We start from the raw sequence: 22,703 nt of genomic DNA on the forward strand, positions 1-22,703 counted from the left end.
CGGGGCAGGCCCGGCCGCCGGCGTCTCCGCCGACGTGGCGCCCGCGCCCGGAGCTCCGGCGGGGCGGGTGGGTACCGGGCGCGGGGTCCGGCTCCCACCCGGCTTCGGACGGGTCGTCGCGGCACGGTCGCTCCCCGCCCCCGGAGCGGCCGGGGAGGCGCCGTTCCCGGCGAGCCCGGGACCCTGGGCGGCCGTCGGCGGTCTGTTCTCGGCCGCGGTCGGGGCGGGCAGTGGCGAGGGCGCCGGGACCGGCAGCAGATCCGGCACCGGCGGGACCGAGGCGGAGGGCGTCGGCGTCGGCGACGCCGGGAACGCCACCACCCCGGACGACTCGTCACCTGACCCGGGCCCGCACATCGTCAGGACGGCCGCCAACCCGGCGGCGATCCCCGCGGCGCCCGCCACCCAGGCCCAGCGGGGCCGCCGGTCCGGCGTGACCCCACCGGTCGCACCCGCCCCACCGGTCGCACCCGTTCCCGCCGGGGCCGCCGCGGGCGGTGGGGGCACGGCGGATGGCGGGGCCGGCACCGGTGGAGGCTGCCACCTCTGCTCCGGCCACTGCCACTGCCCGCCACCCGCGGGACGTCCGCCGCCTGCCGGTTGTCCGCCCATGTCCTCGTCCTCCTGCCGTCGCAGCCTCGCCTGCCCGTCGACGAGCGGTGACCCCCGCCGGCGCCGGGCCGTACGGGACCGAGCCCGTACGGCGCCGACCACCCGCTCGCCGTACCCAACGAGTGCGCCGACGAGGGGACATGACCCGGACGAGGGTTGTCGCGGCGCGCGGGGTCCTCCGGGGCGTACGCTGCCTGCCGTGCCCCGGGTGCGGTCACCCCAGGTCAGCCACATGCTGGGGGGCATGGAAACCATCAGTACGTCCGGCGCGACGAAGCCCCTGGTCGAGATCGCCGACTTCCGCACCGACAGCCGCTACCGGCTGGTCCGCTTCGAGGGCCACGGCTGGGAACCCCTGGCCCCGGAGGAGTTCGAACCACGGATCCGTCAGCTCTTCCCGGACCTCGACCCCCACGACGCCGTCCGCGTCCGGTGGAGCGACCGCCCCTGGGAATGGCCCGCCTGGCACCCCGGTGAGGCCTGACCGGGGGAGTGGCCGCTGCCCTGTACAGTTGACGCCGCCCGTTGACCGCGGACTTCGGACGCTCCGCCGACGCGGTCCGCCGGTACGACGCCCCCCGGAGCGGAGCCCGTTGACACGTCGTCCGCCGAGGGACCGCCGGTCGGCGGGTCGGCCCGCCGCACGCCCCCGGAGGCGCGGAGCGGCTCCGGGCGAGCGGGTTCACGGGAGGAAGCGGCGGATGGGCGGACCGACGAGTACGGCCGGGTACGGCGAGGCGGCGGATCAACTCGCCCTCCAGTACGAGGCCGTGACCTTCACCGAAGTCCACCGTGAAGTCCTCCACCTCCTCCCGGCGTCACCCGGCACCGTCCTCGACGTCGGCGCCGGCACCGGACGGGACGCCGCCGCGCTGGCGGCGCTCGGACACCGGGTGGTCGCCGCCGAACCGACGACGGAGCTGCGCCGGATCGGACGACGGCTGCACGCCGGGAGCGGCGTGCACTGGGTCGACGACGCGCTGCCCGGACTCCCCCGGCTCGGCGCGGGGGAGGACCGGTTCGACGCGGTGCTGCTGACCGCCGTGTGGATGCATCTGTCGGCCGAGGAACGACCCCCGGCGATGGAGGCCCTCGCCGGACTGCTCGCCCCGGCCGGTCGCCTCTTCCTCACCCTGCGGCACGGCCCGGTCCCGCCGGGGAGGCGGATGTTCGACGTGTCCGCCGACGAAACGGTCGAACTCGCCCGCACCCGGGGCCTGGACCTGCTCCTGCGCACCGGACGCGCCGACCTGCACGGCCGGACGGACGTCCGGTGGACGGTACTCGCCTTCCGGAACGGCCCGGCCTGACCTCGCGCGGCGCGGTCCTGGCCGTGGCGAAGGGACGACGGCGGGACGGCGGGACGGCGGGACCGCGCGACGGCGCGACGGCCCGGGGCCCGGGCACGGGTCCTCAGGCGGGCTGCCACAGCTCGACCCGGTTGCCCTCGGGATCGGTGACCCAGCCGAATCGACCGACACCCTCCATGTCCTGGGTCTCCTCGGCCACGTCCGCCCCTCCGGCGCGCAACTGCGCGAGCATCGCGTCCAGGTCGCGGACACGGAAGTTGAGCATGGTCCGCTGGCCGCGGGACCCGAAGTAGTCGGTCCCGGACTCGAACGTCGCGAACACGGTCGGCCCGGTTTCCTGATGCCACAGGCCGTGCGCGTCGGCGTCCAGGCCCAGGTGGTCGCGGTACCAGGCGTTGAGGGCCGCCGGGTCCGCGGCCCGCAGGAAGTATCCGCCAATTCCCCGTACGTGTTCCATGCCGCCATCCTGCCAGGACGGCGACCGGCCGGACCGGCACCGCGCGCGGCGCGCACCCCGTACGCGTAGGCAGGTGTGGTCGGGCGGTCCGGCCGACCGCCGGGGCGATCCGGGCGACCGGGCGGGGGCGGGGCGGCGGCGAGTGCGGGCCGGCGGGGCCGGGCGGGGCGGGGCGGCGCTACGACCAGGCCGCGGCCGCCCTGGTGAGGTCCGAAGGGTCACCGCCGGTGTGCGGGGCCGTCGTCCGGGGCGTCGGCGCCCCGGGTGCGACGAGCCGGACGGGGACGGGGCAGGCGTCGATCAGCCCGCTCAACTCCGCCCGGCGGGAGCGCCGTCGGGCCTCGCGGAGGCGTCGGGCCGCGCGGCGGGCGGCGCCGGGACGGTGGAACGCGGGTGCGGCGGCAGGAGTGGCGCCGCCGGACCGGTCGGTACCGCCGGGGCGGTCGGGGCCGGTGGCGTCGGCGGTCACCACGAGCAGGCCGCCGACGCGGTCGGGGTGGGCGGCGGCGTAGCGCAACGCCGGTGCGGCGACGGCGGCGTGGGTCACCAGCACGGGGCGTGAGCGGACCGGGTCGAGCAGGGCCGCGAGCCAGTCGGCGTCGGGGGCGGCCGTGGGGGCGGAGCGGCCGAGCCCGGGGAGGTCGGCGGTGAGTGCGGGGGCGTCGAGCCGGCTGGTGGCGCCCGTCCAGGCGGCGGTGTCCGCGCCCGGCCCGGGGAGCAGGACGTAGCGCGGTGTCCGGCGGTCGCCGTCGAGGTAGGTGCGTCCGCCGGCGACGTCCGCGAACCCGCCCGCCGGGCCGCCGGGTCCGTGGCCGGTGGGTGCGGCCCCGAAGCCGTCGGCGACCAGGCGGTCGGCCCAGCGGCGCAACAGGTCTTCCACCGGGGGGTGGTGGAGTCCGGCAGCCCGGGCGAGCCGGTCGGCGGAGGCGGTGTCGTAGCCGTCCTCGACGAGGAAGGACAGGGTCTCCGGGTCGGCGCCGGTGAGGGCGCGGGGCAGCCGCCGTACCAGGCCGACCGGGACGAGCCCGCGGGGCGCCGGGACGTCCAGGTGCCGGGCGATCAGGGCGATCAGTTCGGGAAGCGGTGGGGTGGCGGGGTCGAGGACGGTGTGGGAGTGGGCCGGTCCGTCGTCGAACTCCGGGACGACGGCGAGGAATCGGGCCAGGTGGTCGATCGCGACCACCGGGAGGAAGGTCCGGGCCGTCCCGGGCAGCAGGGGGAGGCGGCCGGACCAGAGCTGGCGGACCAGGTCCGCCAGGCCCAGGTACTGCCCGGCCTCGCCGGTCTCCGAGTGTCCGATCACGCTGCTGGGGTTCACCGTGGTGAGCGGAACGCCGAGCTCGGCGGCCGTGACGCGGACGGCGGCGTCGCCGAGGTGCTTGGACGCCTCGTACGCCCCGAGCCGGGCGTAGAGGGTGTCGGTCTCGGCGGGCGGGAGGGGGTGGCGGGGCGCGCTGTCGCGGCCGACCCGGTACCCGGAGAGGTGGACCAGGCGCCGGAGCTGCGGCCGGCCCGCCGCCCAGTGGAGTGCGGTGAGTGCGCCCTCCACGTTGGCGGCGTGCGCCTCGGCACGGTCGAGGCCGAAGCGGTAGAGGGCGGCGAGGTTGTGGACGTCACGGACGGCGGCGAGCCGGGCGTCGTCGGCGGGCGACAGCCCGAGTCCGGGGCGGGTGAGGTCGGCGGTGACGGTGGTGAGGGCGCCGTCGTCGGCGCCGTGCGCCCGCAGCCAGGCGCGGAGTTCGCGGTCACGCGGTGAGCCGGGGCCGGTGCGGACGCCGGCGGCCACCGGCTCTCCCCGGCCCAGGAGTTCGAGGAGCAGCCAGCGGCCGAGGAAGCCGGTGGCGCCCAGGACCAGGGTGTGCGGCGGTGGCCGGTCGGCCGGGGAGGCGTCCGGCTGCCGGGGCTGCGGGCGGGGCGTGGTGGTCATGGTGCTCTCCTCTTCGGTGGTCCGGTCCGGTCGACCTGATTCTGTAGACCGGTCTGCATAATTTTTGGGCACGGATGCGGCGCGAGTGCGAAGGTGCCGGGAGGCGGGAGCCCTGGACGGGGCTCGCGGTCACGGGCCGGTCTGTGGTGGTGGAGGGCGAACCGTGCCCGGGGGTGTGTCCGGTGCGCGGTGGGGATCTGCCGCCGGGGGCGGGTGGGCGCCGAGGCCGGCGCCCACCCGTGCTCAGCCGGTCCGCTGCGAGGCCGGGCTTTCGCGGGTGGCCCGCGTGGCCTGCGCGGCCTTCACGTCGAGCAGGTGGCGGACGGCGTGCGTCGCGGCGGTCAGCGGTTCGGGGGAGCGGCGGACGCGGGCCAGCAGGACCGCGCCCTCCAGCAGTGCGAGCGCCTGGCCTGCGGCGACGTCCGCCTCGGTGGGGTCGAACCCCTCGGCGGTCAGACGCTCGGTCAGGACGCGCTGCCAGCTCGCGTACACCTCGACGCAGACCTGGCGGAGCGCCTCGTTGCTGCCGGCGATCTCCAGTCCGACGGTGGCGATCGGGCAGCCCTTGGTGTACTCGGACCGGGCGAGACGGTCGGCGAAGGCCCGCGCCAGCCCGGCGACGACGGTCGCCGCGTCGGAGCCCTCGCGGGCGAGGGAGGCGAGCAGCTCCTCGACCTCCTGGCCGGCCTGGATCAGGGCGGCGGTCACCAGCTGGTCCTTGCCCTCCGGGAAGTGGAAGTAGAGCGATCCGCGCGGTGCGCCGCTCTCCGTCACGATCTGGTTGAGGCCGGTGCCGAAGTAGCCCTGTGCCTCGATCAGGCCGCGCGTGCCGGCGATCAGCCGGGCGCGGGTCTCCTCGCCTTTGACTCCCATGCGGAAACAATAGACCGGTCTGCATATTTTGTCGACGGGGCCATCCGGCGGTGCCGGTTGCGGTGGCTCCGGCCCGGTCGAGGACGGGGGAGGGCGGCGGGGCGAACGGATGGCACACCGACAAGAATCCGCGGGCACTTCTGGTGAAGATCACCATCACGGGCCGGGCCGGGCTCGCCCAGGATGTGAGCAGGGCCCGACCGGAGCGAGCCCCGGGGGAACGGGCGGCCCCGCCCGGTCACCGCCCCGGAGGGCACGTTCGGCGTCGTCGTCCCGACGACGCCGGCCACCGGCCAGCCGGAAACCGTCGCCGACGTCCGCCGTGCGCGCAGGTGTTCCTGCCGCGGCGACCGCGTCCCCGCACCCGAAGGACCCCACGAGTGACCCTCCGCACGATCAAGCCCGGCAACCGCGGGTACCTCTACGTCAACAGCCACCCGACCGGCTGCAGCACGGTGGTCGACCACCTGTGGCAGCAGATTCCGGAGCCTGCCGACGACCGTCCCGGCCCGGTCGCCCTCGTCATCGGCTCCAGCGCGGGGTACGGGCTGGCCGCGACCCTGGTCGGCCTGCGCGCCCACCGGATGCGCGGACTCGGCATTGCCTTCGAGGCCCCCGCGACCGAGCGCCGCACCGCCGGCGCGGGCTGGTACCGCACCGCCCGGACGGCCGAACTCGCGGCCGAGGCCGGCGCCGACTTCACCTTCCTCAACGGCGACGCGTTCTCCGACGGGGTCAAGGAGGAGGCCGCCGACCGGATCGCCGCCCGCTTCGGCAAGGTCGACCTGCTCATCTACAGCGTCGCGGCCCCGCGTCGCACCGACCCGGTGACCGGCGAGGTCCACCACTCCGTCATCAAGCCGCTCGGCAGCGACTACCGGGCCAAGACGCTCGTGTTCGAGGACGGCACCCCGCGGATCGGCGAGCTGCACCTCCAGATCGCCGACGAGGCCGAGCGCGACGCGACCGTGCAGGTCATGGGCGGCGCCGACTGGCAGCTGTGGGTCGACGCCCTGCAGTCCAGGGGCCTGCTGGCCGACGGCTTCCGGACCGTCGCCCTCTCGTACGTCGGGTCGGACATCACGGCCCCCGTCTACCGGGCCGGGACCATCGGCGCCGCCAAGCAGCACCTGGAGGACACCGCCCGCACCCTCAACACCCGTCTCGACGGCGCGGGTCACGCCTACACCGTCGTCGCCGGCGCGGCCGTCACCCAGGCCTCCACCGCGATCCCGAGCATCGCGCTCTACACCAGCATCCTCCACCGCGTCACCGGGGACGGCTGGCAGACCACCGTCGACCAGGCCGCGGAGCTGTGGAGCCGCCTCTCCGGCGACGCCGAACCCGACCTGGACGACCAGGACCGCATCCGGCTGGACGACTGGGAGATGAACCCCCGGGTGCAGACCGCCGTCCGCGCCATGTGGGACCGGATCGACGCCGAGACCATGGACACCCGTGCGGACACCGGCTGGTTCCGCGAGCAGGTCGGCCGGCTCTACGGCTGGGACGTTCCCGGCGTCGACTACGAGGCCGAGGCCGAGACCGCCGTCCCGTGGCCCGCCTCCCCGTCGTCCGGCGTCTGACGTCCGGCCTCTGACGCCCGGTCGGCGCCCGCCCGGCGCCCGGGCACGGGTGCTAGCGGGAGGCCGCCGGGTGCAGGCGGCGGAAGAGGTCCGGGGTGCGGCGGCCGGCGGGCGGGAGGTAGACGAAGAGGTGGTGGCCGCTCGCGGGGAGGGCGAGGGCGGTGTAGTCGAGCACGCCGGTGTCCAGTGCGGGGTGGCGCAGCGCGAGGCGGCCCTGGCGGGGCGGGGCGGCCCGGTGGCGGGCCCACAGGGCGGCGAACTGCGGACTGCGGGCGGAGAGCCGGGTGACCAGGGCCGTCAGCTCGCGGTCGTCCGGGCGGTCCGCGTGCTGGGCGCGCAGCCCGGCGACCAGGTCCGCGCCGATGGAGCCGGTGGGGGCGTGGTTGGCCCGCTGGGCGGCGCCGTGCGGGCAGCAGAACACCTGCCAGAGGAGGTTGCGTTCGAGGGCGGGCCGGGAGGCCGGATCGGCCATCAGCGCGGCGGCGCAGGGATTCCAGGCGAGCAGGTCGAACCGGGGCCCGGTGACGAAGGCGGGCGAGCGGTCGAGGGCGGCGAGCAGGCTCCGGGCGGTCGCGTCGACGGTCGCCGGGCCGTTCACGGCGGCGGTCGCCGGCGCGGACCGTCGGTGGGCCAGCCGGTGCAGGTGGTCCCGTTCGGGTTCGGTGAGCAGCAGGGCCGCGGCGATGCCGTCCAGCACCGGGCCGGTCGGCAGCCGCTGGCGGCCCTGCTCCAGCCTGGCGTAGTAGTCCGTCGAGATGCCCGCCCGGACGGCGACCTCCTCCCGGCGCAGGCCCGGCGTGCGGCGGCGCGGTCCGACCGGCAGCCCGGCGTCGGAGGGATCCAGGCCCTGGCGGCGGGCCCGCAGGAACGCGCTGAACGGAGTGTCGGGCATGGTCCCACGCTGCCACAGCCCGGCAGCCGTATCCAGGACCCGGCAGACCCGGGCTCCCGGGCCCAGGACGATCCGGCCGCTGCCGCCGCCCGTCCCGTCGAGGGATGCTCCCGGCATGGGACTTCTCGACCGGAAGGTCACGATCATCACCGGCGCGGGCCGGGGCATCGGCGCGGCAGCCGCCGAACTGTTCGCGGCGGAGGGCGCGTTGCTCGTCCTGGCCGCCCGCACCGGCCCCGAGGTCGAGGCGCTGGCGGCCCGGCTGCGGGCGCGCGGCGCCGACGCGGTGGCCGTCGCCGCGGACATCTCCACGGCCGAAGGGGCCGAGCGGCCGGTACAGGTCGCGCTGGACTCCTTCGGCCGGCTCGACGCCGCCTTCGACAACGCGGGCTCGGGCCCGATGCCCGCCCCGCTCGCCGAGCGGACCGAGGAGGACTGGGACGCCGTCCACGCCGTCAACCTCCGCGGCACGTGGCTCTGCCTGCGGGCCCAGCTCCGGGCGATGCTCGCGGGCGGCCGGGGCGGCTCGATCGTGCTGTGCAGCGGGGTCGGCGGCCTGGTGGGCGGGTTCGGGGACGGCACCCAGCAGGCGGCCAAGCACGGGCTCGCCGGTCTGGTGAAGGCGGCCACCACCGACTACGCCCGGCACGGCGTCCGGACCAACGCGATCGCGCCCGGGGTGGTCCGGACGCCGTCCGCCGAACCGCTGTTCACCGCCGGGCCGGCCTTCGGCGAGGCCGTCGCCCGCTTCACCCCGCTCGGCCGCCCGGCGAGCGCCACCGAGGTCGCCCAGGCCGCGGCCTGGCTGCTCAGCGACCGGTCCTCGTACGTGACCGGGGTGACGCTCCCCGTCGACGGCGGCATCACGGCGACCCGGTCCTTCGTCTGAGGCGTGCGGACGGTGCCCGACGGCGCGTCGCCGCGCTCGCCCCCGCCGTCGGGAGCACGCCGCGGACCCGCTACCGCCGGGGCGGACCCGCTACCGCCGGGGCGGGTCCGAGGACTCGGCGAGGACAACGCGCCGGTCCGGTCGGCGGGTTCGGTGAGGTACGGCCGTGCGGCGTGGAGTTTCGCAATGGTCACGAACGGTTCCCGGGGAAGTGGCTTCCGGTTCGGGGAGCGTCCCCTAGCGTGCCGGGCATGACACAGAGTCACCACGTCAGCTCCGGCAGCCCGTCCGCCGCGTCACCCGCCGTCCGTCCCGGCAACCGCCCCGGCGGCCGCCCGGGCAACCGCCCCGGCACCTCGGCCGACGACCGGCGCGACCTCCGGTCGAGCGCGGGCCGGCACACCGCCGTGCTCGCCGCCCTCGTCGCGTCCGCGCTGGGCCTGGGCACCGTCGCGCTGAGCGCCCCGAACGCCGCCTCCGCCGAGCCGCCCGCCGCCACCTCCGGCCCCGCCGCGTCCGGCCCCGGGTCCCCCGACGACCCCGCCGGGTCCCCCGGCCTCGCCGCTGCCGCCGCGGCCCCCGCCCCCGGTGACGTCGTGGTGACCGAGAGCTTCTCCGGCACCTCCCTCCCCGCCGGCTGGACCGCCGTGGAGGGCGACTGGAAGGTGGCGAACGGCCGGCTGGTCGGCACCTCCGCCAACTCCGGCCAGCAGAGCCGGATCACCTTCGGCCGCCACCTCGACGACTTCCGCATCGAGGCGACCGCCCGCTTCGAGTCCGTCGTGGACAACGCCCGCTGGGCGGCGCTCGGCCTGGACGTCCCGGCGAGCGGCGCCACCCCGTGGTCGATCGCCACCGTGCGGACCGGCACCACCGCCGCCAACGGCCTGGAGTTCGCCCGGCGGACCACCGCCAACAGCTGGCTCGTCACCGACACCGCCGCCGCCCCGGTCGCCGCCGGCACCGGCCGCGACGTGCGGATCGCCGTCGAGGTGCACGGCACCACCGCCCGCTGGATCTTCGACGGCCGGGAGGCCGCCCGCACCACCCAGGTCGCCCGCAGCGCCGACGGCGGCCAGGCGCTCGTCGTCAACGGCGCGAAGGTGTCGTTCGACGACCTCAGGGTGACCGCGCTCGCCCCGGGCGGCCTGCTCCGGCCGGCGGGCTCCCCGCTCACCGTCTTCGCCCACCGTGGCGCCTCCTCCGCGGCACCGGAGAACACCCTGGTCTCGGACGAGGTCGCCCGGCGCGGTGGCGCCGAGTGGATCGAGAACGACGTCCAGCCCAGCAAGGACGGCGTGCCGTACATCCTCCACGACGACACGGTGGACCGCACCACCGACGGCCAGGGGCGGATCCGCGACCTGACCTCCGCCCAACTGGACGCGCTGGACGCCGGTTCCCGGTTCGGCCCGGCCTACGCGGGTGCCCGGGTGCCCACGCTCGCGGCGCAGTTGGAGGATCTGCGCACCCGTGGCGGCAACCTGCTGCTGGAGATCAAGGGCCGGCACAGCCGCGACGAGGTCGCCCGGATCGTCAAGGAGGTGCGCGACCACGGGATGGCGGGCCGCGTCCTCGTCCAGAGCTTCGAGGTGGACGCCCTGCGGCACACCCGCGAGCTGGCACCGGAGTTGCCGCTCGGCCTGCTGCGCAGCACCCTCGACGCCGACCCGGTGGCGATCTCCAGGGAGCTCGGCCTGGCCGCCTACAACCCCTCGGACGGCGCCGTCTCCGCCCGGCTCGGCGTGGTGAAGGACCTGCACGCGGCCGGCGTCGCGGTCAACGTCTGGACGGTCGACGCGGCCGCCCGGTGGAAGGCGCTGGAGGCCGCCGGCGTCGACGGCATCATCACCAACCGTCCGGCGGAGCTCGCCGGCTGGAACTCCGCCTGGCAGCAGGCCGGCGCCGTCGCGCCGCCCGCCGCACCCACCGTGGCGATCACCTCCCCGGCGGCCGGGGCCACCCTGGACCGTGCCCAGCAGCCGGTCACCGCGGTGCAGGCACGCGGCGCCGACTCCGTTCGGCTGACCCTGGACGGTGCCGAGCTCACGCCGGGCACCGCGCTCGACACCACGGCGCTCGCGCTCGGCCGGCACACCCTGCGGGCGGAGGCGACCGGCCCCGGCGGGCGGGCCGAGACGACGGCCGAGTTCACCGTCGCGGCCACGCCGACCGGTCTGGCCTCGCTGGTCCTCACCTCGGGGGCGGACCGCAACGCCGTCGCCACCCTGACCGTGATGCTCGGCCAGGGCCAGTACGGGCCGCTCGCCCGGTGGGCCGAGAACCAGTCCGGCCGGACCGTCCCCGCCGACCGGGCCCGGCTGATCGCCGCCGACGCCCTCGCCCTCGGCGGTACGCCCCCCGCCAACGGCTGACCGCACCCCGGCGCACCCCGGCCGAACCGACCGCGTCGGCCGCACGACCGGAACCGGCGCACCCCGGCCGAACCGACCGGAACCGGCGCACCCCGGCCGAACCGACCGGCACCGGCGCACCGACCGCCGGACCCCGTGCCCGCTCGCCCGGCACGGGGTCCGGCGTCCGCCGGGGGCTCCGTCGATCCGTGCGGCGTCGCCCTGTGCCTAGGATTGATCGCCTGGCCGGTCGGCCGCTCACCCACGTGCCCGAAGGTGGATCGTTCATGGCAATCCCGCAGCAGCAGGCGGGCCCTCCCGGAGTGGACGACGGGGTCTTCGGCGACCCCGTGGTGATCGAGCGGTCCGGCCGCCCGGAGGACGGTGAGTGCCGCCATCTCCTGGTGTGGCGGGCCGGACCCGGCTGGCGGATGCTCAGCAGCGCCGTGCTGGGCGGCGGCCTGGGCGAGCGGGAGTGGCTGGTCAACGCCCAGGTCCGGGCCGGGTACGGCAGGACGGACCCGGACCGGCACCTGGCCCAGCTGGCGGAGGACCTGGGGCTGCGGGGTCCGGGCGTCGGGCTGATGACCGCCGCCCGGGTGGACGCCTTCACCTGGGCCCGCGACCACGGCGTCACCGCGGTGGTGACGACCGGAATCGGCGTGCCGACCTGGGCGTCGGCGCCCGCCGACGGCGACGCGCCCGGCGACGCGCTCGTTCCCGGCACGATCAACATCGTGGTCGTCGTTCCGGTGGCCCTCTCGGACGCGGCCGCCGTCAACCTCGTGGCCACCGTGACGGAGGCCAAGGTCCAGGCGCTGCTCGAAGCCGGGTACGACTGCTCGGGGACGCCGTCGGACGCGGTCTGCGTGGCGGTGCGGCGGACCGGTCCCGGCCGGGAGGCGGAGCCGTTCGGCGGCCCCCGGTCCCGCTGGGGATCCCGCGCCGCCCGCGCCGTCCACGCGGCCGTCGTGCTGGGCGCCGAGCGCGACCGGGCCGGCCGCGTCCGGGGACCCGTGCCCGGTCACCTGCGGTCCACGCCCGGGTGCGGTCGGACCTTCGTGCTCTCCGACGAGTAGCGGCACGGCCGGGGCGCGGGGTTCCGGGACGGCGGGCCGGCACCCGCACCGGCCGGTCCTGTCCTGTCCTGTGCCGTCCGGCCCTCCGCCGCCCGTCCGGGGCCCTGGCGGCGTCTCAGGATGTGGACGTCCTGGTGTCCTTGTGTTCTCCCGGTACCGGATTCGCCCTAAGCTGGGCGGGCAGCTGGTTCGCCCTGCCCACCAGGCAGGCGCGTCGTAAGAGGGAACCCGGTGGGAATCCGGGACTGCCCCGCAGCGGTGAGTGGGAACGACCGCCGTCATACGCACTGGGCCCGGTCGGGTCTGGGAAGCGACGGCCAGTAGGTGTCCGCCCTTTCGGGCGGGCGTGTCCACGAGTCCGAAGACCTGCCCGTTGCCCGCACGCGACCCGTTCGCGCGCGGACATCCCGGTGACCTCGTGGGCGGGTCGGCGTACATACCAGGCGGATCCGGCGCTTCTCGTGCGCACGCGGTCCCGCCCGGTTCGTCACCCCTTCGCGCCTCCGTCCCGTCACCGGGGCCACAGACAGGCTCGCGAAGGAGAGTCCCTTGACAGCGAAGTCCGCAGCCGCGGCAACCCTGGCCACCGTGTACGGATACCCCCGCCAGGGCGGCGGCCGTGAGCTCAAGAAGGCGATCGAGGGGTACTGGAAGGGCGCCGTGAGCGCCGACGCCCTGCTGGCCACCGCCGCCGACCTGCGTCTGGAGAACTGGAGCAGGCTCGCCGGGGCGGGCGTCCAGGAGGTGCCCACCGGCGACTTCTCGCTCTACGACCACGTGCTGGACACCACGGTCGCCGTCGGCGCGATCCCGCCGCGTCACCGGGCGGCGGTCGAGGCCGACCCGCTGGACGGCTACTTCGCCATGGCGCGCGGCACCCAGGACGTCGCGCCGCTGGAGATGACCAAGTGGTTCGACACCAACTACCACTACCTGGTGCCCGAACTCGGCCCCGACACCGTCTTCACCGCGAACTCCGCCAAGGCGGTCGCGGAGTTGCGCGAGGCCCTGGACCTCGGCCACAGTGCCCGTCCGGTGCTGGTCGGCCCGGTCACGTACCTGCTCCTCGCCAAGCCCGCCCCGGGCGTCCCCGAGGACTTCCAGCCGCTCACCCTGCTCGACCGGCTGCTGCCCGTCTACGCCGCCCTCCTCGCCGACCTGCACGAGGCCGGCGCCGCCTGGGTCCAGCTGGACGAGCCGGCGCTCGTCCAGGACCGCACCCCCGCGGAACTGAACGCCACCGCGCGCGCCTACCGCGACCTCGGTGCTCTCACCGACCGGCCCAAGCTGCTGGTCGCGAGCTACTTCGACCGCCTGGGCGCCGCCCTGCCCGTGCTGGCCAGGGCCCCGATCGACGGCCTCGCCCTGGACTTCACCGGCCCGGCCGCCGCCAACCTGGGCGACCTGGCCGCCGCGGGCGGCCTGCCCGGCAAGCGGCTGGTCGCCGGTGTGGTGGACGGCCGAAACATCTGGATCAACGACCTGGAGAGGTCGCTCTCCACCCTGGCCACCCTGCTCGGGCTGGCCGGCACCGTCGACGTGGCCGCGTCGTGCTCGCTGCTGCACGTCCCGCTGGACTCCGCCGCCGAGCGCGACCTCGACCCGCAGATCGCCCGGTGGCTCGCCTTCGCGCGGCAGAAGGCCAACGAGGTCGCCCTGCTCGCCCGCGGCCTGCGCGAGGGCACCGGCGCGATCACCGCCGAACTCGCCGCCAACCGCGCCGACCTGGCGTCCCGCGCCAACTCCCCGATCACCCGTGACCCCGCCGTGCGGGCCCGCACCGCGGCCGTCACCGAGGCGGACGCCCGCCGGGCCCAGGCCTACCCGGAGCGCGCCGAGGCCCAGCGCACCCGCCTCGGCCTGCCGCTGCTGCCGACCACCACGATCGGGTCGTTCCCGCAGACCTCCGAACTGCGGGTGGCCCGGGCCGACCTCACCGCCGGGCGGATCGACCCGGCCGCGTACCGGGAGCGCATCCGGACCGAGGTGCGGGAGGTGATCGCCTTCCAGGAGAAGGCCGGCCTGGACGTCCTGGTGCACGGCGAGCCCGAGCGCAACGACATGGTCCAGTACTTCGCCGAGCAGCTCACCGGCTACCTCGCCACCCGGCACGGCTGGGTGCAGTCCTACGGCACCCGGTACGTCCGCCCGCCGGTGCTGGCCGGTGACATCTCGCGCCCGCACCCGATGACCGTCGACTGGTTCCGCTACGCGCAGGACCTGACGGACCGTCCGGTGAAGGGCATGCTCACCGGGCCGGTCACCATGCTCGCCTGGTCCTTCGTCCGGGACGACCAGCCGCTCGCCGACACGGCCTTCCAGGTCGCCCTCGCCCTGCGCGACGAGGTCACCGACCTGGAGGCCGCCGGCGCGGTCGTCGTGCAGGTCGACGAACCGGCGCTGCGCGAGACGCTCCCGCTGCGCTCCGCCGACCGCCCGGCCTACCTGGACTGGGCCACGGTCGCCTTCCGCCTCGCGACCTCGGGCGTGCGGGTCGACACCCAGATCCACACCCACATGTGCTACGCCGAGTTCGGCGCGATCATGACGGCCATCGACGAGCTGGACGCCGACGTGATCTCGCTGGAGGCGGCCCGTTCGCACATGGAGGTCGCCGGTGAGCTGGCCGCGGCCGGCTACCCGCGCGAGGTCGGGCCGGGCGTGTGGGACATCCACTCCCCGCGTGTGCCGAGCGCCGACGAGGCGGTGGAACTGCTGCGTGCCGGGCTCGCGGCGATTCCGGCCGAGCGGCTCTGGGTCAACCCCGACTGCGGACTGAAGACCCGCGGTTGGACCGAGACCCGGGCCTCGCTGGAGAGCCTCGTCACCGCCGCCCGTCGCCTGCGGGACGACCTGGCCGGCTGAGCCGGGCGGGGAGGCCCGGGGCGGGCGCGGCACTCCGGCCGCGCCCGCCCCCGGCGGTGTCCCTCAGCCGGATTCGGGCAGGCCGAGGTTCTGGTAGATCTCCGTCGTGACCGTGGAGAAGTTCATGGTCATGAAATGCAGGCCGGGGGCGCCCTCGGCCAGGAGACTGCGGCACATTTCGGTGGCGTACTCGATTCCGACGGCGCGCACCGCGGCGGGATCGTGCCGCTCGCCGAGCATCCGCTCGGCGAGATGCGCCGGAATGGCCGCGGTGCTGAGGGTGGGAATGCGTTCGAGTGACCGGATGGTGGTCACCGGCATGATCTCCGGAATGATCGGAACGGAGCATCCGGCCTTCAGGAGGCGGTCCCGGAATCTCAGGTAATTCTCCACGTCGAAGAACATCTGGGTGATCGCGTAGTCGGCGCCGGCTCGGCATTTCTCGATGAAGAAACGGATCTCGGAATCCCAGTCCGGGGAGCGGGGGTGCATCTCCGGGAAGGCCGCGACACCCACGCAGAAGTCGCCGGACTCCTTGATCAGCCGCACCAGGTCGGCGGCGTACGCCACGCCTGCGGGGTGGCGGACCCAGGGGCCGAGCGGGTCGCCGGGCGGATCGCCCCGCAGGGCCAGGATGTTGCGGACCCCCTGGTCGGCGTAGTGCCCGAGGATGTTCCGCAGCTCCGCGACGCTGTGGTCGACGGCCGTCAGGTGGGCCGTCGGCGTCAGGGTGGTCTCCTGCGCGATCCGCCCGGTGACGTTCACCGTGCGCTCCCGGGTGGACCCGCCGGCACCGTACGTCACCGACACGAAGGTGGGTGCCAGAGCCTCCAGCCTGCGGATCGCGTTCCACAGGCCGGCCTCCGCCGCGGCGCTGCGCGGTGGCATGAACTCGAAGGAGAAGGAACGCCGCCCGGTCGCCAGGAGTTCGCGGACGGATGCCGCGTGATCGGTTCGTCTGGAAGGGATTCCGAGTGTCATGGGAGGAGGCTATCCAGAGCGGTGGGATCGCACACGCGTCCGTCCACCCTGTGATACGAGATTTCTCACGCATACGTCCGGAGGGGCCTGTTCCGGTGTTTTCCACCGACGGTTCCCCGCGGATTCCCGGCCCGTCGGGAACAAGTCCGGCGCGGCCTCGCAGAAAGGCACCATAGGCGCATGGAGAGACGTTCGCACGGGCTTCCGGGAATACCCGAATGGGACCGGTGTGCGGTGATGGGAATCGTGAACGTGACACCGGACTCGTTCTCGGACGGGGGGCGCTGGTCGGACCCGGGCCGGGCGGTCGACCGGGGCCTGATGCTGGCCGCGCACGGGGCGGACCTGGTCGACGTCGGCGGCGAGTCGACCCGGCCCGGCGCCGAGCGGGTGCCGGAGGAGGAGGAACTGCGGCGGGTCCTGCCGGTGATCCGCGCCCTCTCCGCCGCCGGTGTGCTGGTGAGCGTGGACACCATGCGGGCCTCCGTGGCCGAGGCGGCGGTGGACGCCGGGGCCCGGCTCGTCAACGACGTCAGCGGAGGGCGGGCCGACCCCGCGATGGCGTCGGTGGTCGCCCGGACGGGTGTGCCGTTCGTGGTGATGCACTGGCGCGGCCAGTCCGGGCGGATGGACGAACTGGCCCACTACGACGACGTGGTCGCCGAGGTGATCGGTGAGGTGGGGCGACAGCTCGACGCGGTGGTGGCGGCCGGCGTCGACCCGTCCCGTGTGATCGTGGATCCGGGGCTCGGGTTCGCGAAGCGCCGGGAGGACGACTGGGCGCTGCTCGCGGCGCTGGACGCCTGGGGCGTGCTGGGCCGCCCGCTCCTGGTGGCGGCCTCGCGGAAGCGGTTCCTGGGGGAGCTGCTGGCGGATCCCGGCACCGGAGCGCCCCGCCCCGCGCGGGAGCGCGACGCCGCCACGGCGGCCGTCGGCGTGCTGGCCGCCGCCCAGGGCGCGTGGGCGGTGCGGGTGCACGAGGTGCAGGCCACGGCGGACGCCGTCCGGGTGGAGGCGGCCCTGCGCCGCCGGGGCGCGCAGCCGGCCGGGGCCTCGCCGCGGCGCGGCGGGTAGGTGCCGGGCGCCGAATCCCTGCCCGCCTGCGGATGCCTTCAGCGGAGGCTCCGCGGCGGAGAGAGCTGCTCCCGTGGCACGCCCCGCCGGGCGGAAGGATCGCCCTGCACGGCAGCTGCCGCGAGGCCGTCACGAGGGTTGCGGAGCTCGGCGACTCCGGCGCCGGTCCGGTGCTGCGACCGGCCCAACCGCACGACGAGGTGAGGGACTTCTTCCACGCGGACCACAACCACGTCGCCGCGCCGGAGGAGGTCGCGGAACGGACGGCGGCGGCGAGGGATGCCCTGGACTTACTAGGACGTCCAACTATATGGTCGTGGACAAGGCCCGCAGTGCAGGGAAGCCGGTGTGAATCCGGCACGGTCCCGCCACTGTGACCGGGGAGTGCGTCGCCGCAGTACCAGCCACTGGCAGCCAGCCGGGAAGGCCGGGCGACGCGCGCTGATCCGGGAGTCAGGATACCGACTGCGGGTGTTCCGTGTTGTCCACGAGGATGGAGCAAACACGCATGGCACCGGTCCGCGCCCTTCCCGACCCTGGTGATCCTGCGACGGCTGCGGCACACCCGTCTCCCTGACGGCTCGCCGCGCCCGGCGACGGCCCGACGCGTGCGCTCACCCGAGCGCGGCGCGGGCGTCCGTCGTGCGCCCTTCCCTCGGATCTTCCCGACACCCTGACGAGAGCAGGTCTGTGATGGTCCGTGAACTCACCCACTTCATCGGCGGCAAGCACGTCCCCGGGACCTCCGGGGACTTCGGCGACGTCTACGACCCGAACACCGGCACGGTCCAGGCCCGGGTCCCGCTCGCGGGCCGCGCGGAGACCGAGGCGGCGATCGCCGACGCCGAGCGCGCCCAGTCCGAGTGGGCCGCCTGGAACCCCCAGCGCCGCGCCCGCGTGCTGCTGCGCTTCCTCCAGCTCGTCGAGGCCGAACGCGAGCCGCTGGCCCGCCTGCTCTCGGCCGAGCACGGCAAGACCGTCGCCGACGCCCACGGTGACCTCCAGCGCGGGCTGGAGGTGGTGGAGTTCGCGGCGGGCATCCCGCACCTGCTGAAGGGCGAGTTCACCGACAGCGCCGGCACCGGCATCGACGTGTACTCGATGCGCCAGCCGCTCGGAGTGGTCGCCGGCATCACCCCGTTCAACTTCCCGGCGATGATCCCGCTGTGGAAGGCGGCGCCCGCCCTGGCCTGCGGCAACGCCTTCATCCTCAAGCCCTCCGAGCGGGACCCGTCGGTGCCGCTGCGGCTGGCCGAGCTGTTCCTGGAGGCGGGCCTGCCGCCGGGCGTCCTGAACGTCGTCAACGGGGGCAAGGAGGCCGTGGACACGCTGCTGGAGGACCCCCGGGTCCAGGCGCTCGGGTTCGTGGGTTCCACCCCGATCGCCCAGTACGTGTACGCGACGGCCGCCGCCCACGGGAAGCGCGCCCAGTGCTTCGGCGGCGCCAAGAACCACATGATCGTGATGCCGGACGCCGACCTCGACCAGGCCGCGGACGCCCTGATCGGCGCCGGCTACGGCTCCGCCGGCGAGCGCTGCATGGCCGTCTCGGTCGCCGTGTCGGTGGGCGAGGAGACCGCGGACGCCCTCGTCGCCAAGCTCACCGAGCGGATCGCCGCACTCAGGGTCGGCGCCTCCGACGACCCCGAGGCCGACTTCGGGCCGCTCGTCGGCCGCGACGCGCTGGACCGGGTCCGCGGCTTCCTCGACCTCGGTGTCCGGGAGGGCGCCGAACTGGTCGTCGACGGCCGCGACCTGACCGTGCCGGGGTACGAGGGCGGCTACTTCCTGGGCGCCACCCTCTTCGACCGCGTCACCCCCGCGATGCGGATCTACCGCGAGGAGATCTTCGGCCCGGTCCTGTGCGTGGTCCGCGCGGCGGACTACGCCGAGGCGCTGCGCCTGCCGAGCGAGCACGAGTTCGGCAACGGGGTGTCGATCTTCACCCGGGACGGCGACACCGCCCGCGACTTCACCCGCCGCGTCAACACGGGCATGATCGGCGTCAACGTGCCGATCCCGGTGCCGGTCGCCTACCACACCTTCGGCGGCTGGAAGCGGTCCGGCTTCGGTGACCTCAACCAGCACGGCCCGGACTCGATCCGCTTCTACACCCGCACCAAGACCGTGACCTCGCGCTGGCCCTCCGGGGTCAAGGAGGGCGCGAGCTTCACCATCCCGACGATGGGCTGAGGCGCGCCGTGCACACGCATCTGACCGACGACCAGCTCGCGATCGTCGAGGCCACCGGCGACTTCGCCCGCGAGCACCTCGCCCCGCACGCCGTGGCGTGGGACCAGGCCAAGCACTTCCCCGTCGACGTGCTGCGCAAGGCCGCGGGCCTCGGCCTCGGCGGCGTGTACGTGCGGGAGGAGTCGGGCGGCTCCGGGCTGGGCCGCCAGGACGGCGTGCTCGTCTTCGAGGCGCTGGCGACCGGCTGCCCGTCGATCGCCGGGTACCTGTCCATCCACAACATGGTCGCGTGGATGATCGACCGCTACGGCAGCCCGGGCCAGCGCGCCCGACTGCTGCCGGGACTCTGCTCGACGGAGGCCCTGGCCAGCTACTGCCTCACCGAGCCGGGCGCGGGCTCGGACGCCGCCGCGCTGACCACCCGGGCCCGGCGCGACGGCGACCACTACGTCCTCGACGGCGTCAAGCAGTTCGTCTCCGGCGCCGGAACCTCGCAGGTCTACGTCGTGATGGCCCGCACCGGCGCCCCGGGCGCCGGCGGGATCTCCGCGTTCCTCGTCGAACGGGACGACCCCGGCGTCTCGTTCGGTCCGAACGAGCGGAAGATGGGCTGGAACGCCCAGCCGACCCGGCAGGTGCTCCTGGACGGCGTCCGGCTGCCCGCCGACCGGCTCCTCGGGGCCGAGGGCGAGGGCTTCCGGATCGCCATGAACGGGCTGAACGGGGGCCGGATCGGCATCGCGGCGTGCTCGCTCGGCGGCGCGCAGAACGCGTTGGAGCGGGCCACCCGCTACCTCTCGGACCGGGAGGCGTTCGGCGCCCGGCTGCTGCACGCCCAGGCCCTGCAGTTCCGGCTGGCCGACATGGCGACGGAGCTGGAGGCGGCCAGGTCGCTGCTCTGGCGGGCCGCCGCGGCGCTGGACCGGGGGGACCCCCGGGCGCCGGAGCTGTGCGCGATGGCCAAGCGGTACGCCACCGACACCGGCTTCGAGGTCGCCAACGCCGCACTCCAACTGCACGGCGGCTACGGCTACCTCGCCGAGTACGGCATCGAGAAGATCGTCCGCGACCTGCGGGTGCACCAGATCCTGGAAGGGACCAACGAGATCATGCGCGTCATCGTCGCCCGCGGACTGACGGGAGCCGCCTGATGGCCGGCAACACCGCAGCGGGTAACGCCACAGCGGGTAACGCCACAGCCGGGCACGCCGCGGCCGGCAGCACCGTGTCCGGGCGCACCGTCGACGAGGTCCTCGTCCAGCGGGAGGGCCGGTCCGGCCTGATCGTCCTCAACCGGCCCGCCGCGCTGAACGCCCTCACCCACGCCATGGTGCGGCGGATCGACGCCGCACTGGACACGTGGGAGCGCGACGACCGGGTCGAGACCGTCGTCATCACCGGCGCCGGCGACCGCGCCTTCTGCGCCGGGGGCGACATCGTCGCCATCCACCGCGCCGCCACCGGCGGTGACCCGGCGGCCGTCGAGGAGTTCTGGCGCGACGAGTACCGGCTCAACGCCAGGATCGCCCGCTTCCCGAAGCCGTACGTCGCCGTCATGAGCGGCATCGTGATGGGCGGCGGAGTCGGCGTGTCCGCCCACGGCAGCGTCCGGATCGTCACCGGGACGACCCGGGTCGCGATGCCGGAGGCCGGCATCGGCTTCGTGCCGGACGTCGGCGGCACCTACCTGCTCTCGCTGGCCCCCGGCGAGCTGGGCACCCACCTCGCCCTCACCGCGGGCTCGGCGGGCGCAGGCGACGCCCTGCTCTGCGGCCTGGCCGACCACTTCGTCCCCACCGAGCGGCTGCCCGCGCTCCTCGACGACCTCGCCGAACTTCCCGTGCACGAGGCGCTCGTCCGGCACGTCGCCCCCGCACCGCCCGCCCCGCTGGAGCGGCAGCGCGAGTGGATCGACAGCTGCTACGCGGCGGGCACCGTCGAGGAGATCCTCGGCCGGCTCCGCGACAGCGGGGAGCCCGAGGCCGGGAAGGCCGCCGAGCGGATCACCGCCAACTCGCCCACCGCGGTGAAGGCGACCCTCGCCGCGCTGCGCCGCGCCCGGTCCCTCGGCCCGCTGGAGGCCGTCCTCGACCAGGAGTACCGCACCTCCTGCGCCGCCCTCGACACACCCGACCTCGCCGAGGGCATCCGTGCCCAGGTGATCGACAAGGACCGCACGCCGCGCTGGAGCCCGGCCACGCTGGACGCCGTCGCCCCCGCCGCCGTGGCACGCTACTTCGCCCAGCTCGGCGAGCGGGAACTCGGCCTCGCCACCACGAAACCCCTGGAGCGCTGGTGACCCACGACATCGGATTCGTCGGACTCGGCAACATGGGCGGCCCGATGGCCGCCAACCTGGCCAGGGCAGGGCACCGGGTCGTCGGCTACGACCTCGTGCCGGAGGCCCTGCGGCAGGCGGAGGCGGCCGGCGTCCGGCCGGCGGAGTCCGCGGCCGACGCCGCCGGCGGCGCGGACGTGGTGATCACCATGCTGCCGGCCGGACGCCACGTCCTGGCCGCCTACGAGGAGTTGCTGCCCGCCGCCCGTCCGGGCACGCTCTTCGTCGACAGCTCCACCATCGACGTCGCGGACGCCCGGGCCGCGCACGACCTCGCCGTGCGGGCCGGCGGCCGGGCGGTCGACGCGCCGGTGTCCGGAGGAGTGCCGGGCGCGACCGCCGGGACCCTCACCTTCATGGTGGGAGCGGCGGAGGCGGACTTCGACGCGGTCCGGCCGGTGCTGGACGCGATGGGCGGCAAGGTCGTGCACTGCGGGCCGTCGGGCGCCGGGCAGGCCGCGAAGATCTGCAACAACATGATCCTCGGCATCTCGATGATCGCCGTCGGCGAGGCCTTCGTCCTCGGCGAGAGTCTCGGCCTGAGCCACCAGGCGCTGTTCGACGTCGCCTCCACCGCCTCCGGGCAGTGCTGGGCGCTGACCGCCAACTGCCCCGTCCCCGGCCCGGTGCCGTCCAGTCCGGCGAACCGCGACTACCGCGCGGGGTTCGCGGCGGCCTTGATGGCCAAGGACCTCGGGCTGGCCGCCGGCGCGGCGCGGGCCGCCGGTCTGCCCACCGAACTCGGCCTGAAGGCAGCCGAGTTGTACGCGAAATTCGCCGCCGACGAGGGTGCCGGACTGGACTTCTCGGCGATCATCACCACCCTGGGGGGGAGCGCGCAGTGACCGCGTACGAGACGATTCTGGCGGAGCGCAAGGGCCGGGTCGGGCTGATCACGCTCGACCGGCCGAAGGCGCTCAACGCGCTCAACACGCAGCTCATGAACGAGGTCGTCGCCGCGGCGAGGGACTTCGACCGGGACCCGGGGATCGGCTGCCTGGTGATCACCGGCTCCGAGAAGGCGTTCGCGGCCGGCGCCGACATCAAGGAGATGCAGTCCCTCGACTTCGTCGGGGCCTACCTCGGCGACTGGTTCGCCGCCTGGGACGACCTGGGCAGGATCCGCAAGCCGATCGTCGCGGCGGTCGCGGGCTACGCGCTGGGCGGGGGCTGCGAGTTGGCGATGCTCTGCGACATCCTGCTCGCGGCGGACACCGCGAAGTTCGGCCAGCCGGAGATCAAGCTGGGGGTGATCCCCGGGATCGGCGGTTCG

At 75.2% G+C, this 22,703-nt stretch carries 18 protein-coding genes and 2 riboswitches; of the genes, 13 read left to right on the plus strand and 5 right to left on the minus strand.

What is annotated here, in order from left to right; all coding sequences use genetic code 11:
• The first annotated feature begins 856 nt into the window (after nucleotides 1–856).
• Together ABZY91_RS35905 and ABZY91_RS35910 are read left to right on the plus strand one after the other, a co-directional pair.
• Nucleotides 857–1,096 (plus strand): hypothetical protein, encoded by a 240-nt coding sequence (locus tag ABZY91_RS35905; protein ID WP_329879231.1) that lies wholly within the window; start codon nucleotides 857–859, stop codon nucleotides 1,094–1,096.
• Between the two features lie 217 nt (nucleotides 1,097–1,313).
• Entirely contained in the window at nucleotides 1,314–1,922 is a 609-nt protein-coding gene (locus tag ABZY91_RS35910; protein ID WP_329948017.1) for a class I SAM-dependent methyltransferase, read from the plus strand.
• Nucleotides 1,923–2,025: 103 nt separating this feature from the next.
• Here ABZY91_RS35910 and ABZY91_RS35915 read toward each other — a convergent pair whose 3' ends face one another.
• The 3 genes from ABZY91_RS35915 to ABZY91_RS35925 all read right to left on the minus strand — a co-directional run bounded on the left by ABZY91_RS35915 (nucleotide 2,026) and on the right by ABZY91_RS35925 (nucleotide 5,179).
• Nucleotides 2,026–2,379: a VOC family protein gene (locus tag ABZY91_RS35915; RefSeq protein WP_355407670.1), complete on the minus strand. Its 354-nt coding sequence runs from the start codon at nucleotides 2,377–2,379 to the stop codon at nucleotides 2,026–2,028.
• A gap of 178 nt (nucleotides 2,380–2,557) precedes the next feature.
• Nucleotides 2,558–4,306: an SDR family oxidoreductase gene (locus ABZY91_RS35920; RefSeq protein ID WP_355407672.1), complete on the minus strand. Its 1,749-nt coding sequence runs from the start codon at nucleotides 4,304–4,306 to the stop codon at nucleotides 2,558–2,560.
• 243 nt (nucleotides 4,307–4,549) lie between these two features.
• The gene (locus ABZY91_RS35925) at nucleotides 4,550–5,179 is read right to left on the minus strand and encodes a TetR family transcriptional regulator (protein ID WP_355407674.1); all 630 of its coding nucleotides are present in this window, start codon (nucleotides 5,177–5,179) and stop codon (nucleotides 4,550–4,552) included.
• A gap of 380 nt (nucleotides 5,180–5,559) precedes the next feature.
• Between ABZY91_RS35925 and fabV the strand changes: the two genes are divergently transcribed.
• Nucleotides 5,560–6,765, plus strand: coding sequence for an enoyl-[acyl-carrier-protein] reductase FabV (fabV, locus tag ABZY91_RS35930; RefSeq protein WP_355407676.1), 1,206 nt, complete (start codon nucleotides 5,560–5,562; stop codon nucleotides 6,763–6,765).
• A gap of 52 nt (nucleotides 6,766–6,817) precedes the next feature.
• Here the strand turns inward: fabV and ABZY91_RS35935 are convergent, their stop codons facing one another.
• Nucleotides 6,818–7,657, minus strand: a complete 840-nt coding sequence (locus tag ABZY91_RS35935) for a helix-turn-helix transcriptional regulator (protein ID WP_355407678.1) — start codon at nucleotides 7,655–7,657, stop codon at nucleotides 6,818–6,820.
• A gap of 115 nt (nucleotides 7,658–7,772) precedes the next feature.
• On the opposite strand from ABZY91_RS35935, the gene ABZY91_RS35940 reads away from it, so the two are divergent.
• From ABZY91_RS35940 to metE, 4 genes are all read left to right on the plus strand, one after another.
• The gene (locus ABZY91_RS35940) at nucleotides 7,773–8,546 is read left to right on the plus strand and encodes an SDR family oxidoreductase (RefSeq protein ID WP_355407680.1); all 774 of its coding nucleotides are present in this window, start codon (nucleotides 7,773–7,775) and stop codon (nucleotides 8,544–8,546) included.
• Nucleotides 8,547–8,797: 251 nt separating this feature from the next.
• Nucleotides 8,798–10,921: a glycerophosphodiester phosphodiesterase family protein gene (locus ABZY91_RS35945; protein ID WP_355407682.1), complete on the plus strand. Its 2,124-nt coding sequence runs from the start codon at nucleotides 8,798–8,800 to the stop codon at nucleotides 10,919–10,921.
• A 266-nt stretch (nucleotides 10,922–11,187) separates the two neighbouring features.
• Nucleotides 11,188–11,979, plus strand: a complete 792-nt coding sequence (locus ABZY91_RS35950; RefSeq protein WP_355407684.1) for an adenosylcobinamide amidohydrolase — start codon at nucleotides 11,188–11,190, stop codon at nucleotides 11,977–11,979.
• A 168-nt stretch (nucleotides 11,980–12,147) separates the two neighbouring features.
• Nucleotides 12,148–12,368: riboswitch (cobalamin riboswitch) on the plus strand.
• Nucleotides 12,369–12,528: 160 nt separating this feature from the next.
• Entirely contained in the window at nucleotides 12,529–14,844 is a 2,316-nt protein-coding gene (gene metE / locus ABZY91_RS35955; RefSeq protein WP_355407686.1) for a 5-methyltetrahydropteroyltriglutamate--homocysteine S-methyltransferase, read from the plus strand.
• A gap of 63 nt (nucleotides 14,845–14,907) precedes the next feature.
• On the opposite strand, the gene metF is transcribed toward metE, so the two are convergent.
• Entirely contained in the window at nucleotides 14,908–15,825 is a 918-nt protein-coding gene (gene metF / locus ABZY91_RS35960; protein WP_355407688.1) for a methylenetetrahydrofolate reductase [NAD(P)H], read from the minus strand.
• Between the two features lie 237 nt (nucleotides 15,826–16,062).
• Here metF and folP point away from each other — a divergent pair, with 237 nt between their 5' ends.
• From folP to ABZY91_RS35990, 6 genes are all read left to right on the plus strand, one after another.
• Nucleotides 16,063–16,899, plus strand: coding sequence for a dihydropteroate synthase (gene folP / locus ABZY91_RS35965; RefSeq protein ID WP_355407690.1), 837 nt, complete (start codon nucleotides 16,063–16,065; stop codon nucleotides 16,897–16,899).
• Between the two features lie 294 nt (nucleotides 16,900–17,193).
• A riboswitch (cobalamin riboswitch) is annotated at nucleotides 17,194–17,384 on the plus strand.
• Between the two features lie 208 nt (nucleotides 17,385–17,592).
• A complete protein-coding gene (locus tag ABZY91_RS35970) occupies nucleotides 17,593–19,092 on the plus strand; it encodes a CoA-acylating methylmalonate-semialdehyde dehydrogenase (RefSeq protein ID WP_355407692.1) in 1,500 nt (499 codons plus the stop codon).
• Nucleotides 19,093–19,100: 8 nt separating this feature from the next.
• Nucleotides 19,101–20,243: an acyl-CoA dehydrogenase family protein gene (locus ABZY91_RS35975; protein ID WP_355407694.1), complete on the plus strand. Its 1,143-nt coding sequence runs from the start codon at nucleotides 19,101–19,103 to the stop codon at nucleotides 20,241–20,243.
• Nucleotides 20,243–21,391: an enoyl-CoA hydratase/isomerase family protein gene (locus tag ABZY91_RS35980; protein ID WP_355407696.1), complete on the plus strand. Its 1,149-nt coding sequence runs from the start codon at nucleotides 20,243–20,245 to the stop codon at nucleotides 21,389–21,391. Before ABZY91_RS35975 ends, ABZY91_RS35980 begins: the two co-directional genes overlap by 1 nt.
• A complete protein-coding gene (mmsB, locus tag ABZY91_RS35985) occupies nucleotides 21,388–22,275 on the plus strand; it encodes a 3-hydroxyisobutyrate dehydrogenase (protein ID WP_355407698.1) in 888 nt (295 codons plus the stop codon). The genes ABZY91_RS35980 and mmsB overlap by 4 nt, the downstream gene beginning before the upstream one ends.
• On the plus strand, nucleotides 22,272–22,703 hold a 432-nt coding region (locus ABZY91_RS35990; protein WP_355407700.1), incomplete at its 3' end, for an enoyl-CoA hydratase-related protein. The genes mmsB and ABZY91_RS35990, both read left to right, overlap by 4 nt.

Source organism: Kitasatospora sp. NPDC002965, assembly GCF_040611255.1.
Lineage (GTDB): Bacteria > Actinomycetota > Actinomycetes > Streptomycetales > Streptomycetaceae > Kitasatospora.